General features: G+C 27.9%; 16 protein-coding genes and 1 riboswitch. Of the genes, 13 read left to right on the top strand and 3 right to left on the bottom strand.

What is annotated here, in order from left to right:
• Positions 1–142: 142 nt before the first annotated feature.
• Together ABDZ93_RS01755 and ABDZ93_RS01760 are read right to left on the bottom strand one after the other, a co-directional pair.
• Complete coding sequence (locus ABDZ93_RS01755; protein ID WP_343823066.1) at positions 143–637, bottom strand: metallophosphoesterase family protein; 495 nt, start codon at positions 635–637, stop codon at positions 143–145.
• 264 nt (positions 638–901) lie between these two features.
• Positions 902–1,108 carry a DUF378 domain-containing protein gene (locus ABDZ93_RS01760; RefSeq protein ID WP_343823068.1) on the bottom strand — a complete coding sequence of 69 codons (207 nt, stop codon included), beginning with the start codon at positions 1,106–1,108 and terminating at the stop codon, positions 902–904.
• Between the two features lie 212 nt (positions 1,109–1,320).
• On the opposite strand from ABDZ93_RS01760, the gene purB reads away from it, so the two are divergent.
• Positions 1,321–2,751: an adenylosuccinate lyase gene (purB, locus tag ABDZ93_RS01765; RefSeq protein WP_343823071.1), complete on the top strand. Its 1,431-nt coding sequence runs from the start codon at positions 1,321–1,323 to the stop codon at positions 2,749–2,751.
• Positions 2,752–2,780: 29 nt separating this feature from the next.
• Here purB and ABDZ93_RS01770 read toward each other — a convergent pair whose 3' ends face one another.
• On the bottom strand, positions 2,781–3,467 hold the full coding sequence (locus ABDZ93_RS01770; RefSeq protein WP_343823073.1) for a CPBP family intramembrane glutamic endopeptidase: 687 nt from the start codon (positions 3,465–3,467) through the stop codon (positions 2,781–2,783).
• 149 nt (positions 3,468–3,616) lie between these two features.
• Positions 3,617–3,718, top strand: a riboswitch (TPP riboswitch).
• A gap of 95 nt (positions 3,719–3,813) precedes the next feature.
• Between ABDZ93_RS01770 and thiW the strand changes: the two genes are divergently transcribed.
• The 12 genes from thiW to ABDZ93_RS01830 all read left to right on the top strand — a co-directional run bounded on the left by thiW (position 3,814) and on the right by ABDZ93_RS01830 (position 16,091).
• On the top strand, positions 3,814–4,311 hold the full coding sequence (gene thiW / locus ABDZ93_RS01775) for an energy coupling factor transporter S component ThiW (protein WP_343823075.1): 498 nt from the start codon (positions 3,814–3,816) through the stop codon (positions 4,309–4,311).
• Positions 4,312–4,372: 61 nt separating this feature from the next.
• Positions 4,373–5,224 carry a hydroxyethylthiazole kinase gene (thiM, locus tag ABDZ93_RS01780; RefSeq protein WP_343823077.1) on the top strand — a complete coding sequence of 284 codons (852 nt, stop codon included), beginning with the start codon at positions 4,373–4,375 and terminating at the stop codon, positions 5,222–5,224.
• A 246-nt stretch (positions 5,225–5,470) separates the two neighbouring features.
• Positions 5,471–5,605, top strand: a complete 135-nt coding sequence (locus tag ABDZ93_RS01785; protein WP_343823078.1) for a hypothetical protein — start codon at positions 5,471–5,473, stop codon at positions 5,603–5,605.
• A 381-nt stretch (positions 5,606–5,986) separates the two neighbouring features.
• Positions 5,987–6,190, top strand: a complete 204-nt coding sequence (locus ABDZ93_RS01790) for a hypothetical protein (RefSeq protein WP_343823079.1) — start codon at positions 5,987–5,989, stop codon at positions 6,188–6,190.
• Positions 6,191–6,260: 70 nt separating this feature from the next.
• Positions 6,261–6,431 (top strand): hypothetical protein, encoded by a 171-nt coding sequence (locus ABDZ93_RS01795; RefSeq protein ID WP_343823081.1) that lies wholly within the window; start codon positions 6,261–6,263, stop codon positions 6,429–6,431.
• Positions 6,432–7,035: 604 nt separating this feature from the next.
• Positions 7,036–7,689: a response regulator transcription factor gene (locus tag ABDZ93_RS01800; RefSeq protein WP_343823082.1), complete on the top strand. Its 654-nt coding sequence runs from the start codon at positions 7,036–7,038 to the stop codon at positions 7,687–7,689.
• A gap of 1 nt (position 7,690) precedes the next feature.
• On the top strand, positions 7,691–8,737 hold the full coding sequence (locus ABDZ93_RS01805) for a sensor histidine kinase (RefSeq protein WP_343823084.1): 1,047 nt from the start codon (positions 7,691–7,693) through the stop codon (positions 8,735–8,737).
• A gap of 223 nt (positions 8,738–8,960) precedes the next feature.
• Complete coding sequence (locus ABDZ93_RS01810) at positions 8,961–9,911, top strand: D-alanyl-D-alanine carboxypeptidase family protein (protein WP_343823086.1); 951 nt, start codon at positions 8,961–8,963, stop codon at positions 9,909–9,911.
• Positions 9,912–11,373: 1,462 nt separating this feature from the next.
• Positions 11,374–12,054: an ABC transporter ATP-binding protein gene (locus ABDZ93_RS01815; protein ID WP_343823087.1), complete on the top strand. Its 681-nt coding sequence runs from the start codon at positions 11,374–11,376 to the stop codon at positions 12,052–12,054.
• Positions 12,051–14,525 (top strand): FtsX-like permease family protein, encoded by a 2,475-nt coding sequence (locus tag ABDZ93_RS01820; protein WP_343823089.1) that lies wholly within the window; start codon positions 12,051–12,053, stop codon positions 14,523–14,525. The genes ABDZ93_RS01815 and ABDZ93_RS01820 overlap by 4 nt, the downstream gene beginning before the upstream one ends.
• 167 nt (positions 14,526–14,692) lie before the next feature.
• Positions 14,693–15,085, top strand: a complete 393-nt coding sequence (locus tag ABDZ93_RS01825; RefSeq protein WP_343823091.1) for a hypothetical protein — start codon at positions 14,693–14,695, stop codon at positions 15,083–15,085.
• Positions 15,060–16,091, top strand: coding sequence for a hypothetical protein (locus ABDZ93_RS01830; RefSeq protein ID WP_343823093.1), 1,032 nt, complete (start codon positions 15,060–15,062; stop codon positions 16,089–16,091). Before ABDZ93_RS01825 ends, ABDZ93_RS01830 begins: the two co-directional genes overlap by 26 nt.

The following is a 16,091-nucleotide window of genomic DNA, read 5'->3' on the forward strand; positions in this document are numbered from 1 at the left end:
TCTTTATAATTAGTGAGATTTCATTATTTAATTAATAAATAATCCCTCATAAGAAAACAGATAGAAAATATAGTGTTTTACAATATATTCTCTATCTGTTTTTATGTTTATGGTACTTAATTACAATTCTCCATGGATTATATTACAATTCTATGCCATGTAATTCAGCAGTAACTATAACTCCCTCATCATCAATTTCTATAAAACCTATATATTTTCCTTTGACCCATGGAGAAGGCTTAGGAATACTACCAGGATTCATAAAAATAACATTTCTATATTCTTCTTTAATGGGTATATGAGTATGACCAAATAGTACTATATCAGCACCAATACTTTCTGCTTTTATAGCTATGCTATTCATGTTACTCTTAACATTATATAAATCCCCATGGGTAAATAATATTTTTACTCCATTAATAGTAAGAGCATTTTCTTTAGGATATGTATTAGAAAAATCACAGTTTCCAGCCACTGCGTATATTTCACCTTTAAAAGTTTTTTCTAAGAGTTTTACATCTTCTATACAATCTCCTAAATGAATAACTATATCTGATTTTAAATCATTTATGTATTTTGAAGCTACTTCTAGAGCTATTTCATTATGATGAGTATCCCCAATAAAAGCAATTTTCATGTTATACCTCCAATAAGTACATTTTCTATAAAATATTATATCATTATTCCCCAGCAAGAAATATAAGAAATATAAATGAGGCTATTTTATTTCAATATTCAAATCATAAATCACTTCAAAACCGCATGGACAGTACAACTATTTAGCTATTTATATATTTCCCTAGTTCCATAGTTAAATAGTTAAATAGTTTCCTATACAAAAATAGAAATAGTTCCATATATAAATATTTATATATGGAACTATTTCTTAATACTAAAGCTACTATTTTTTGTTAAGACAATATAAAAATCTAATCATATTAATGCCTGCTAGTCCTACTAATATATATATTGCTCTAGCTAGCATATCTGAAAAGCTAAAGATGAAATGAACAAGATCAAAATTGAAGAGTCCAAATATTCCCCAATTAATTGCGCCTATAATAACAAGTACAAATGATATTTTGTCTAATAAACTAATTTTGCACATAAAAACTTCCCCCCACTTTAATTATATTATGATATGTTTATATCCACTAATATATTTTATGTTTAATATATATGATATACTTGGATAAAATAGAACAGTAATAATAGCCTATTATTATAAATAACACGAATTTAAATTGGACTTTTGCTTATATAATATGTTATAATACTGAATGATATTAGATATAAAAACATTTTTGTACGGAGGTTGCTATGAGAGATACATATAATTCACCATTAAATTCTAGATACGCATCTAAGGAAATGAGCTATATTTTTTCAGAGGAAATGAAATTTAAAACTTGGAGAAAACTTTGGGTTGCATTAGCCGAGGGAGAGCAAGAATTAGGATTAAACATTACTGATGAACAAATAAAAGAGCTAAGAGACAATATTGAAAACATTGACTACGAATTAGCTGCTGCTAGAGAAAAAGAAGTTAGACATGATGTAATGAGCCATGTATATGCTTATGGAGTTGTAGCTCCATCAGCAAAGGGGATAATACATCTAGGAGCTACTAGCTGTTATGTAGGTGACAATACTGACTTACTTATCATGAGAGATGCTCTTATACTAATTAGAAAAAAAGTAATAAATGTGTTAGACCAACTAAGCAAGTTTGCTTTAAAATATAAAGACGTTCCAACTCTTGGATTCACTCATCTTCAACCAGCTCAGCTTACAACAGTAGGAAAGAGAGCTACTCTTTGGATGCAAGAGTTATTAATGGATTTAGAAAACCTTGATTTTGCAATTGATAAAATGAAATTTAGAGGAGTTAAGGGAACTACAGGAACTCAAGCTAGCTTTATGTCTTTATTTAATAATGATGAAGAAAAGGTAAAAGAATTAGATAAAATTGTATGCAAAAAAATGGGCTTTGAAAAAGCATATCCTGTTACTGGCCAAACTTACTCTAGAAAATTAGATTCTATAATATTAAATACATTATCTGAAGTAGCACAAAGTGCATACAAATTTAGTAATGACATGAGACTTCTTCAAAACATGAAGGAAATGGAAGAACCTTTTGAAAAGCATCAAATAGGATCTTCTGCTATGGCATATAAGAGAAACCCTATGAGAAGTGAAAGAATTAGTGCACTTTCAAGATATATAATTGTAAATTCTCTTAACCCAGCAATTACTGCAGCAACTCAATGGTTTGAAAGAACACTAGATGATTCTGCTAATAAACGTATATCCGTTGCAGAAGCTTTCTTAGCTCTTGATGGAGTACTTAACTTATATATCAACATAACTTCTAATATGGTGGTATATGAAAAGGTAATAGCTGCTCATGTTAATAGTGAGTTACCATTTATGGCTACAGAAAATATTATGATGGAAGCTGTTAAACGTGGAGGAGATAGACAAGAACTTCATGAAAAAATAAGAGTTCATTCTTTAGCTGCTGCAAGACAAGTAAAAGAATTTGGAGAAAAGAATGATTTAATAGAAAGAATACTAGCTGATGAATCCTTTGGATTATCAAAAGAAGAGATTCTATCTATAATAGATCCAAGTAAGTTCACTGGAAGAGCTAGTGGGCAAGTAGTTGATTTTATAGAGGAATATATAAACCCTGTATTAGAAACTCATAAAAATGAATTAGGTGAAGAAGTAGAAATAAACGTATAGTATAAAATAAGCTGGAATGCCAATGCATTTCAGCTTATTTTTATGATACCAAAGAGGATAAATCCCACGGTGTTAATAGCTAAATTAGCGGACATATGAACTATCCAAGATACATAAATATTGTTAAACCTTTCATTAAGATAATTAAAAAGCAGTCCTGCTATGAATAGTGAAACTATAAGTAAAATGAACAGTGGGGGAGTAAACCAATTATTCATAATAGCCACATGATAAATAGCAAAGGCTAAAGCACTAAAAATATAGGCGATTTTCCTTGAACTAACCTCTTTTAAAGATAAGAAGGAAAAACCACGGAAGAAAAACTCTTCCAAAAGAGAATTAATAGATGTAATATATAGTGCTACAAATAAAAAGTTATCCTTAGTTACTCCTAAATTATTCTCTAAATTAGTGGTGACCATAGAAAAATCAAAAAATGGTCCTAGAATAAAATAGGCTCCTAATATAAAGACATATACAACTATGCCAAATATAAGTGCAAAAAATATGCTTTTTTTACTTCCCTTAAAAAGTGCTTTAAAGGAAATAGATTTATCTTTTATACATACAATTAAGGGCAATATCAAAAATATACATATTTTTATTAATGATTTTGTAAAATAATTAGGTATAATTAAAATTTCCACTAAGGCCATAATAATACAACCTAATATTACTACTGAAATAATAGATAGGGTAGCTTGTTTATTTTTCATAGATTATCCTCCTTGAAAATTTTATGTATATAGATTTATAGCTTTAAATAATACTTCAAGGCTTTAAAATAATTATAGCATATTATTTTTCTAAAATAGCAAGTATATCCTTAATTGACTATAGTAATTCATTATGATAATATTTAGTTAACTTAATATTCGGGAGCTTGTGTACAGGCTGAGAGGAAGTGTAAACTTCGACCGTACCTGATTTGGATAATGCCAACGTAGGAAGTAGATTTATATAATTATAGGTATACCACTTAGTTGGTGTACCTTTTATTTTTGTTCATATAGGGGAGGGTAAGTAAATAAAAAAATATTGATCTTGAGGGGATGATATGTAATGTTAAAAACTAAAAAATTAACTTTAGCTGGAATTTTCATTGCAATGGGAGTTATTTTATCTACAGTTATAGTTATACCAGTAGGAATTGCGAAATGTGCTCCAGTTCAGCACTTGATAAACGTGTTATCAGCTGTTATTTTAGGTCCTTTTTATGGAGTAGCTATAGCTTTCCTTACTTCTTTAATTAGAGTGCTAATGGGTACAGGAACATTTCTAGCTTTTCCAGGAAGTATGTGTGGAGCTATCTTAGCAGGAATACTATATAAATATAATAAAAAAATAACTATGGCATCTATAGGAGAAATCTTCGGTACAGGGGTAATAGGAGCTTTAATAGCCTATCCAGTAGCAAAGTTCATTCTATCAAAGGAAGCAGCTCTTTGGGGCTTTGTAGTGCCATTTAGCGTAAGCTCCATTGGTGGTGCAGTAATAGCCATACTATTTTTAATGGCTCTCAAGAAAACAGGAATATTAGAAAAATTTTCTAACGAATGAAGGTAATTAGAAGTTAACACATTAATATTTAAAAAATAAATATTAATAGAGAGGGGATTAAATGATTAAAGATATTTTAGATATAGCAAAAAAAACTAACCCACTAGTGCACAATATAACTAATTATGTAGCAGCTAATGATTGTGCAAATATAACTTTAGCTTGTGGAGGTTCTCCTATTATGGCTGATGATCCAGAGGAAGTAGAGGAGATAACCACCTTAAGCAATGCCTTAGTGATGAATTTAGGAACTTTAAATCTAAGAACATTAGAAGCCATGATTAAAGCAGGGAGGAGAGCTAATAAATTAAAGCATCCTGTAATATTAGATCCTGTAGGTGTTGGTGCATCCTCCTTTAGACAACAGGCTCTAAAGGAGCTTTTAAACACTGTGGATTTTCAAGTTATCAAAGGAAATATTTCCGAAATAAAAACCATAGGAAATAAAAAGACAATATGTAAAGGTGTAGATGCTAGTGAAATTGAGACTATAACTGAAGATAACATTGAAGGTGCAATTGGTCTAGCTACACAGCTTTCTACAGATCTAGGGGCAATTATAGCCATTACAGGAGCTATAGATATAGTTGCAGATAAAGATTTGGTATATATTATTAGAAATGGGCATCCATCCATGAGAAATATAACAGGAACAGGATGTATGCTTTCATCGATTATAGGAGTTTTAGTTGGTGCTAATCCAGATAAACTATTAGATGCTACCGTAACTGCTTTAGGTATTATGGGAGTATGTGGTGAACTTGCTTATAGTAAAATAGTAGAAAAATCTCAGGGAAGTGGATCTTTAAAAATACATTTAATTGATTGTATAAGTAATGTAGAGAATAAAATTTTAGAGAATAAAATAAAAATAGAAAAGAAATTGTCTAGTGACATAAAAGTTATTACATAAATACTTTTCTATAAGAGGTGTTGAAAATCTAGAGTATCTAGGAGTTTAACATCTTTTTTACTATTATAACTTAATAATAAAATTTTTATATACCCAAGTATATGTCAAGAAAATTGTGACATATACTTGGGTATATAATGTATAAATGACATTAAAATGTGGACATAATACTATTTCTACCATAGAAAAAAGAATATGACATTAAAGTTAGTACTTTATTTCATTCTGATACCAAGGGAGGAAATTATGTTTAATCCTCAACTATGTAATACAAGTACATGGTCAAAAGTTTTGGTTGATAACCTATCAGAAATTGATAAAAATGTTTATCTAAATAGAAAAAGAGCAGTAATAAATCTAAAATTAATGAACATAATATAAAAATTAATACAGGAGGATAGGTTACAATAAACTAGACAACTAAATTAAGGTAATGTAAAATAATATCAATATATTAAAAGTGGAATCGTTTATATGACAAAGAGAGAAAGAAGAACCTATACCCCTGAATTCAGAGAACAAATGGTGAAGCTATACGAAAGTGGTAAGCCTAAAAAAAGATATTGTGGTTGAATATGATTTAACACCTACTGCTTTTAATTCTTGGATTAAAAGCAGCCAAATCACTGGTTCTTTTAAAGAAAAAGTTAATCGTTCTCCAGAAGAAAATTAACTAATAAAATTAAAGAAAGAAAACCAACATATAAAAATGAAGAATGATATTTTAAAGCAAGCAGCGCTGATATTAGGACGAAAGTAAATGTGATTAAGAATAATCCGTACAAATACAGTGTATCAGCAATGTGCAAAGTGCTACAAATTCCTAGAAGTACTTATTACTATGAATCAAAAGATAAGAGCTCTACAAATGAAACAATACCAAAAGTTATAGATATATTTAAATCAAGTAGAAATAACTATGGTAATAGAAAAATTAAAGTTGAGCTTAAAAAGCAGGTTATATAGTATTTAGAAGAAAAAATAGGTAGAGTAATGATTAGTATCAAACTATACAGTAGCTCAGTACAAGCCTCATGTGGATAAATGCAATGAATCAAAGGTTTCTAATGAACTAAATAGAAGATTAAATACAGATGAACCTTATAAAACTGTAGTAAGTGATTTAACATACGTTAGATGGAATTATATATGTTTCTTAGTCAACCTATTTAATAGAGAAATAAGTGGCTATGGTGGCTGGGCCTAATAAAGATGCACCTCTAGTTTATAGAGCATTTGCAAGAGATAAAACTAAATTAGATAATATTACTCTATTTCATACAGATAGAGGCAACTAAGTAAATAGTGATAAATTTTAAGTATAGAAAGTTATGCTAGGGAGTTTATGGATATTGAAACAATAGCAACATCAACAATTAAAAACTTTATATATAGAAATTCATATCTCAAAGTCATTATATAAAATAATGATGAGATGCCAATATGGGATTAATAGCGTATACAGTTATGAGAAAACTTATAGTTATAAATTTAGTAGATTTTGTAGAGTTTGAAAGATAAATAATCATAGAGATAACTCAATAGCGCAAAGAGATAGCTAAATAAAATCCATATTTTAAAGATGAATACCTATGAAATATAATAAAAAACTATAGGATAAATTTTAAGTATACTTTCTGTTAATGGTCGGAATTACAATTATTACGAAGTAGTGGAGGTAATGGGAATAAGTAGTGATATACTTTAATTAGAAGATAAAATTAGTACAAGTATATGAAATTATAGCTTAATATGAAAGTGAACTATGATTTATCTATAGGATAAATACGTAATAATTAAGGTGGAATTTAATGAAAATATTTTTACTTGAAGATGACGAAAATGTTTGTTTTGGAATTAAAACTTATTTGGAAAATAATAATTACATAGTTAAAGTTGCAAGAACAATTGATGAATCAAAGGAAATATTTGACTATAATTTTGATTTAGTTCTTTTAGATATAAATTTACCAGATGGAACAGGGTTTGATTTTTTAAGAATATTTAATATAGAATCTACTCCAGTGGTATTTTTAACAGTAAATGATTCTGAAGAAGATATAGTAAAAGGATTAAATCTCTCAGATGGATATATAACTAAACCTTTTAGACTTCCTGTACTTAAGGCTAAAATAGAAAGTATTTTAAGGCGAGTAGATGGAGTAGAAGGAAAACTAAACTATAAAGGTCTGGTATTAGATCAAAAAAACTACACATGCTTTTTAGGGGGAGAAAATATAAATTTAACTTTAAAGGAATATGAGGTTCTAAAACTTCTTTTAGAAAATAGAGGAAATACTTTAAGTAGAGATAAAATCTTAGAGTTAGTTTGGGATATAGATGGAGATTTTGTAGAAGATAATACTCTTTCTGCAGCAGTTAAAAGACTTAGAAAAAAATTAAAGGACTATAGCTATGTAGTAGAAACTGTTAGAGGGATTGGCTATAGATTTGTGAGGGATTAAGGTGATCTTTTTTTTAATAATAGTTTTAATTATTAGCTTTTTAATAAATGGACTGGATAGATATTTTTACAGAACAATTTCAAATATTTTAGATATTAAAGGCCTAGATAGTAAAGCTACTTTAAATTCACTAGGTTATTACAATAAAAGTATATTTACCCATAAGCTATATGGGTTTATATTAGCTTTTATTATTTCTGGAATAATATACGGTATTTATATTTTATTTAATAGAAAGAAAGATAGAGAACTTGAATTTAAGATTAAGGAGTTAGAAGAGCTTTTAATAAATATAAATAAAGGAGATTATTCTATAGAAATAAAAGATGATGATGAGTACAGTATTTTGCGAAATGAAATATATAAGATTATAGTAAATTTAAAATCTCTAGAAGAGGAAGCAAGAAGACAGAAATCCAATTTAAAAATAGACCTATCAAATATAGCGCATCAACTTAAAACACCTATAACTTCAATAGGTTTTATGACAGAGTTAATATCAACAGATAGAGAGAATACAGATATATATTTAGAAAAATTAAATTTAGAGCTTGATAGACTGAAAAACTTTACAGAAGTACTTTTAAAACTATCTAAAGTAAATTCAAATACTATAGATTATAAATATGAAGAGCTTTCTATAAGGGAAATGGTAGAAGATGTTGTCAATAGTTTAAATAGAGAAAAAGCTATTGAAGTAGAGTATGTTGGAGTAGACTTTAAGGTTTTAGGAGATGAAGTCTGGCTTTATGAAGGGTTTTTAAATATAATAAAAAACTCTTTAGAGTATACTTTAGACAAGGTAGAAATAGAATTTATATCTAACCCCATATACAATGAAATAAAGATAAAGGACAATGGAAAGGGTTTAGAAGAAGAAATGATAAATAGAATTTTTCATAGATTTTATAGGGGAAATACATCTATGCCAGGCTATGGAATAGGACTAAATCTTTCAAAAACAATAATAGAAAATCATAATGGGGAAATAAAAGTCTATAATGACAATGGACTTACATTTCAAATTAAATTTTACAATGTCACTTAGATGTCACTTTCATATTATATTCTCTAGCTATAGGAGGTAATAAAATGAGAATATAAAAAGACATAGTATCTTTAAGCATAAATTAGGATAGTATCTTAGAAAGTGAAAAATAACTTTCACCTTTTATATGATATAAAAGTATATTCAGACAGGTCTTTTATATTTTTAAGAAGATGATTTATTTGAAAATCATTTAAAACAATTTTATAAAAGGGTGGTTAATGTGAGAAGAACGAAAAATGGATTTATAAGGATTGCTTTAATTTTAATATTATTAATGGCATTATTGAAATGTAGACCGTTTTTATCAACAACATTTTCTAATCTAGGGAAAATAGAATCAAATACGGATTATACTGTAAGCAATCATACTTTAGATGATAATTATAATTCATATGAAGATATTAAATCTAGAAATGCAACTGTTATAGATAAAGATACGAATACAGTTATTATGGGGAAAAATCCTCAAGATAGAATTCATCCAGCTTCTATGACTAAAGTTATGACAGCAATAATAGGTTTAGAAAATGTTAAAAACTTAAATAGAAGAGTAGAAATAACAGGAGATATAATAAACTATTGTAATACAAATGGATTAAGTGTTTCAGGATTTGAAGAAGGAGATAAACCTAAAGTTATAGACCTTATATATGGAATTTTACTGGAATCTGGTGGAGAGTCTAGTATAGCTCTTGCAAGGGAAGTTTCTTACAGTGAAGAGAGTTTCACAGAACTAATGAATAAAAAAGCAATGGAAATAGGTATGGTGAATACTCATTTTTCAAATTCAACAGGAATTACAGATAGTGAAAACTACAGTACAACTCAAGACATAGCCTTGCTTTTTGATTATGCATTAAAGAATAATAAATTTAAAAAAATAATAACGACTAAAGAATATAGTGCTTATGGATTAAATGGAATTTTTACTAAACATATAGTTTATAACAGACTTTTACAAATGAGAAATGATCTAAATCTAAATAAGGATTATATACAGGGAGGAAAAACAGGATATACAGAAGAAGCAGGTTTATGCTTAGTTAGCTTCGGTACAGTTAATGGTAGAGAATATATAGTAGTTACTGCAGGAGCTGATGGAGATTCAACAACTCCCCAATATAATTTATTAGATTCTTTTAAATTATATGAAGAACTTAAAGATTATTAATCTAAATTGTATTTGTTTTATAAGAGTATAAAACAAATACAATTTTTTTACTTTTAAACAATACTATAAGTAAAGAGGTATAGCATTTATATCAAGTCCAATGTATAAGAAAATAAAGATAAGTAACAGCAGTCTTATATTTTAAGTTAAGTTTTATAATGTCACTTAGATGTCATGTTCATATTATATTATCTATATATAGGAGGTGTAAACGTCAATGAGTTTTTTTACCACGTTGCTTTTAAATGTGGAAAGTTCCTAATAAATTGTTACAATTAATACAAGATGGAGGAACTTAACATGGGCGTACAGTACGCAGAACTTTAAAGAAGATGCAGTGTCTTATTACAATGGACATAGAGAACTAGGTATGAATGGTTGTAATAAGAATCTAGGAATAAGTAAGTCTGCATTGAGCAACTTGGTAAATGCAGCAAAAGAACACAAAGGGGAAGTCCCTACAAGAGGATCCGGTAATTATTCAAGCGATGAAGCAAAGGAAATCGCACGGCTCAAAAGAAACTGCGTGATGTGCAGGATGCACTTGATGTTATAAAAAAAACAATCAGCATTCTGGGAAGATGACAGAAGCTATTTATACAGAAGTTGCTGCAAAACAGGATAAACTCAGTGGATAGCGCCGGGTTTGTGTCAGCGGAATGTTGAAATATTTAGGCGTTTCAATATTAGGTTATAACGCCTGGAGAAAACGATTACCTTCTGATATAGCGACTCGAAAAGAGAGCTGTGGATATTTGTCTCCAAATCAATATGAAAAAGAATATACAAAAGTAGCGAAATAACAAGAAGTCAGCCAAAAATAAATATATTTTTACAACACGGTTATCAGATAACTTTCCACTTTTAATTTGTGATTTTTCTTGACATAGTACCATGTAGACGGTAGATTAATCCCAGTCAATCTGGATAGCATCACCATGATCATATTCTAAAGGGACATCGCTTGTGGAGGAACAACAACTTCCATCCGAAGAGCCTTCACTGCATTTCGGATTGTAGATTCACCGCCTTTGAAGTTTTTCTCTGAAACAAGACGGTCATAAATACGTTTTGCAGTACGTTGCTGTTTTGTCAACTTCTGCTCCTTGTCTTCATTAAGACAATCAATAAAAAAGTTTCTGACATCATCAGTAATGACATCAGATTCACGGTTATACGCTTGCGTACATCGGGATGCGTATTGCCTTGACAATACTTTTTGACGGCTAGTCTTGAAACAACAAGCCTTCGAGATATAGCCCGAATAGATTCTCCATCTCCATGGAGGGTACGGATTTTATAGTATAAATCCACTTCAACAATCACACCTTTCATCTCCTTGTAAGAATTTTTGATACCCTTAAATCTTACAGGAATATATTTCAAGGTGGTAAACTAATTCGCTAGCGAATTGATTGAAAGTGGTTAACTTTTATAATAGCGTTTACAAGGAGGTAATAAAATGGAAATATTAAAAATTGAAAATTTAAAAAAGATATATGGTGAAGGAGAAACAAAGGTAGAAGCCTTAAGGAATATTAATCTATCTATAGAAAGAGGACAGATGATTGCCATAATGGGTCCAAGTGGCTGTGGAAAGTCTACTCTTTTAAATTTAATTTCAGGAATAGATAAAGATACAGATGGAAGCATAATCGTTGAAAATAGTGATATATCAAGATTAGATGAAAATAGCTTAGCTCTTTATAGAAGAAGACAGTTAGGAATTATATATCAGTTTTTCAATCTAATACCTAATCTTTCAGTTGAAAATAATATAAAATTACCAGTTTTAATGGATGATAAAGAAGTGGATATGGAATATTTTAAAGAATTAGTAAGTAGTTTAGGAATTGATAATAGATTAAAGATTTTTCCTGACAAACTATCTGGAGGACAACAGCAGAGAGTGGCTATAGCTAGAAGTCTAATATATAAGCCAAGTATAGTTTTAGCTGATGAGCCAACAGGAAATCTAGACAAGAAAAATGCTAGAGATATAATAGAACTTTTTAGGTTATCAAATTTAAAGTACAATCAAACAATGATAATAGTAACCCATGATGAAGAGGTAGCCTTAGCAGCTGATAGAATAATTACAATGGAAGATGGCCTTGTTGTAAACGACGAGGTGATAAGATGAGTATTTTAAAAGAATATGTAAAAGGAGATATTAAGAATAATAGGAAAAGTTATAATTCAACAATAATTACTATATTTTTAGCCGTATTAATACTATCTACTTTCATATTTGGAGTATCTTCTTATTATAAGTCTTATAGAGATACAATCGCAGAAAGTACAGGAGGCTATCATTTTAGAATTGTAAATAGAATTTCAAGTAAGGATTCAAATAACTTAATTGCAAATAGGCATATAAAAAAAGTTGGTTTCTTTAATACAAGAGAAGTAGAAGAAGGATTTGGTTCTAAAGGAAAAACTAAATTATTTAAAATGGATGATAATGCATTATCTACTATTAAATCATGGCTAAAAGAAGGGGAACTTCCTAAAGATGGAGAAGTCATGATAAGTAACGATATGGCTAGAGAAATAGGGAAAAACTCAGAAGATGATATAGAATTTGGAGGAAATATATATAAAATATCAGGTATATATTACGATACGACTTATGAATATCAGGAATTTTACAATATATTTTTAAAAGTTAGTCAAGATGCTCTTTTACAAAGTGGAGAAGAACTGTCACCTTTTATATGGTATAAAAATATATTTAGAACATATAGCTTAAGTGAACAAGTTGTAGAAAACTTAGAGACTGAGAATATTACCTATAATTATAATTTAACATATTTAGATAGGGCCTTTGTATTTGATCCAGAAGATGATTTATTAAAAGACCATACTTTTCAGGTTATACTTTTTGTTCTATTTATAATATTAATAGTCCTTTTCTATTCAATAATTGTAAATTTATTTTTAGTTCAAGAATCAAAGTCTATTGTAGAGTATTCAAAACTTAAATCTATTGGAGCTACAAATAAAGATATAAATAAAATAATAAGATTAAAGGCTATATATACATCACAAATTCCAATATTATTAGGGATACTTTCTTCTTTGGGATTAGTAAAATTACTTTTTATAATTATAAGTAGAGTCGAAAAATATTTTTCAAATGCAAAGGAATCATTTTCAAACAATATGTATTTAAATTTAAAGTTTGATTTTAAACTTGTAGCTTTTGTATATATTTTAAGTTTTTTAATAATATATTTAAGTACTAAAAAACCAATTAAAAAACTTAAGAAAAACTCCATATTAAATGGATTGAAGAGAAATATAAAAAGCAAAAGCTATAGAAAATATGATTTAAAATACACTGGAAATATAGAAAAAGATCTTTCAAAGCAATTTTATAAAAACAGTAAGCATAATTTTAGATTTACAGGTGTAACTTTAAAAATAGGATTTCTATTAATGGCATTTATAATGACGGTAATTACCTACTACTCTATAGATGAAAAATACAACCGTGTAAATAAATATGCAACTTATGGTATTCAAGGTCAATATGCAACCTTAAATCCATTAAATGAAGAGTTGATAAAAAGTATTAAATTCTTAGATATAGATGAGTTAGTAAACTTTAGAAAAGAATCTGTATATTTGGATTTTGATAATAATCTAGTTTCTGATGAATATAAAAGTACAGAAAGTTTAAGTAATTTAGAGGAAGAAATAATATCTTTAGAAAATATTAAAGTAGAATTATTTGGAATAGAAGATGAGAAGTTTAGAGAGTTGGTTTTAGAAAAAGGTTTAAATCCAGATGATTATATAGGAAATAAAGTGATTGTTTTAAATACTATGGGAGATGATTTTAATGTCCCAGCATCAAAAATGAAAGATATAAAGTTTTTGAAAGATGATGTAAAGGAACTATCTCTTTCAGAATATGGAAGTATTCTAGATACTAGAGGATATGAATTTAAATTAAATGTAGAGGATAAAATAGATAAACCTTTATTTGACTATAATATTAGGAAAAATAGATTAAATGTATGTATGTCTAAATCTCAGTATATAGAACTTTTCAGTAATTTCTTAAGAATAGCAGATTTAGATAAATATGAATATATTTCAGTTAAGACTGATAATATAAAGGAAGTACAAAATAGTATTAATAATATTTCCTTAGAATATTTCAAAGAAAACGACTATGGTTTAGTATCAGAATTAGATGAAGAAATGTTAGTTAAAAAGAGAAGTGTAATAGGAAATATATTAGCAGTATTCTTTAGTATATTCTTTGTAGTAGTAGGATTTTCAAACTGCTATTTCTCTTTTTATAATCTATTTTTAACAAGGCGAGATGAATTTTTACTATATAAAGCTATAGGTATGGATGAAAAATTATTAGAAAAAATACTCCAAAGAGAAAAAAAGAAAATATTATTTAGTTTTATTTCTTTAATGCCTTTTATAATAGTAGCTGTAGCCTATATAGTATCTACATCTTCTAAGGTATTTGGAGTAATAGATATATTACTAAATTTAAACTACCTATTTATTTTAGGATATATATTAATGATTTATATTTCCATTTCAAAAATGTATGATAGTTATAAGAAAGAAATTATAGAAAAATAATTAAATATATAATACAACCAAAATCCAGGGTAAGGGAAATGGTAAGGGGGTACATTGGCCAAGTATTTCAAATTGGGAAGAAGCAATTAATTCCTCAGGATATATTGAGGCCGAGATATACAATAGTATGTTTAAATAAATAATAATAATATCACAGGAGCAAAAATATGGCATATACATGGAAGCGTAATTGGATTCTACCTTATGAATCAATTTGGGGAAGTGTTGAAAAATTTAAATATGCAAATGCAATCACTGATAGAAATTTTTCAAAGATTATAGAGGCTAAGTCAAAACGAAACACTATTTACATTTATCCTAGTATGTATGCATGTAATAATAACATTGATTTAAAAACATTAACTAAGATATTAAATATAGATGTTTTTAAGAAGACTCACGATGAATTAGAAGAATTCTTAGGTTGTATCTATAATGCACCAGACTTTAAAAAATATATGGTAAGAACATGGAGGTACTGTCCTGAGTGTATTAAAAATGGATATCATTCTATATGTAATCAGCTGATTTTCTTTGATAAATGTTTATTTACAAACTAAATGCCCTAATTGCGAAAGAGAATCATACTACGTTATAGATTATTCTGATTATAAACATGGATTAAAATGTACTTGTGAGTATAATTATATTTTAGACAAAACACCAATTGACATATTTAGAGCATGGACGAATCTGAGTATTAATAATAAAATAATTGATTCTATTGGAAAAAGCAAATTTCCTAGTTCTAAAGAAGGTATTATATATTTCTATCCTTCATTCATTTGGTTTTTAGTTCATGATTTAAAAAGTACTCTATTTAATACTAGTGTTAAAGCTTTTTTGGAAATAGTAAAATCAAAGGAGTTACCAAATAATGCAATAAAGTTTAAAGTCAGTCTGAAGCATAGTACTATACCTAAATTTAGTGACAGTATTTATGATGGATATTCATTCATTATGATGAATGAATATATAGAAATAATTAAGGGTATAGCAAAACATATCAGAAGAAAGTATCATATTAAAAAAAATTCCATAAATATTTATAAAAGTCTAAAGTTATATTTTTTCTTTGACTATTTTAAAGATAAATTATCTAGTGAAGAACTTTATTACAAAAATATTGATGCAGAAGTATTTGCTTACATAATGTGGAGAAGAGATATAGAAGGGCATGAGGATTATGACCATATTCACACTAGAAAGACAAATAGGGGTAGTGATGATCCTTTGGTTTCAATAAAAGTGAATATAACTGGAACACTTTTTTATAAATATGTTAGCAATGAATTTCGCATGTATTTTAATTCTTATGGAAAAAATGAATATATAGCATTAGATGATTATGGTGTATTAGTTGATAGTTTTGAACGTATTTTAAGCAATCTATTGATAAGGCATTATAACAATTGGGTTACTTATGCTATTAACATAAAAGCCACCAAACCCAATGAAATAATTGATTTTAAATCATTTATTTCACCTCCATTAGTTGATTATGTTGTTCAATATAATAAGAATAATCAAGAAGCCTACCTAAAAATTATAAATATTAAAAATTAA

It is taken from the genome of Clostridium subterminale, from assembly GCF_039521425.1.
Taxonomy (GTDB): domain Bacteria; phylum Bacillota; class Clostridia; order Clostridiales; family Clostridiaceae; genus Clostridium_J; species Clostridium_J subterminale.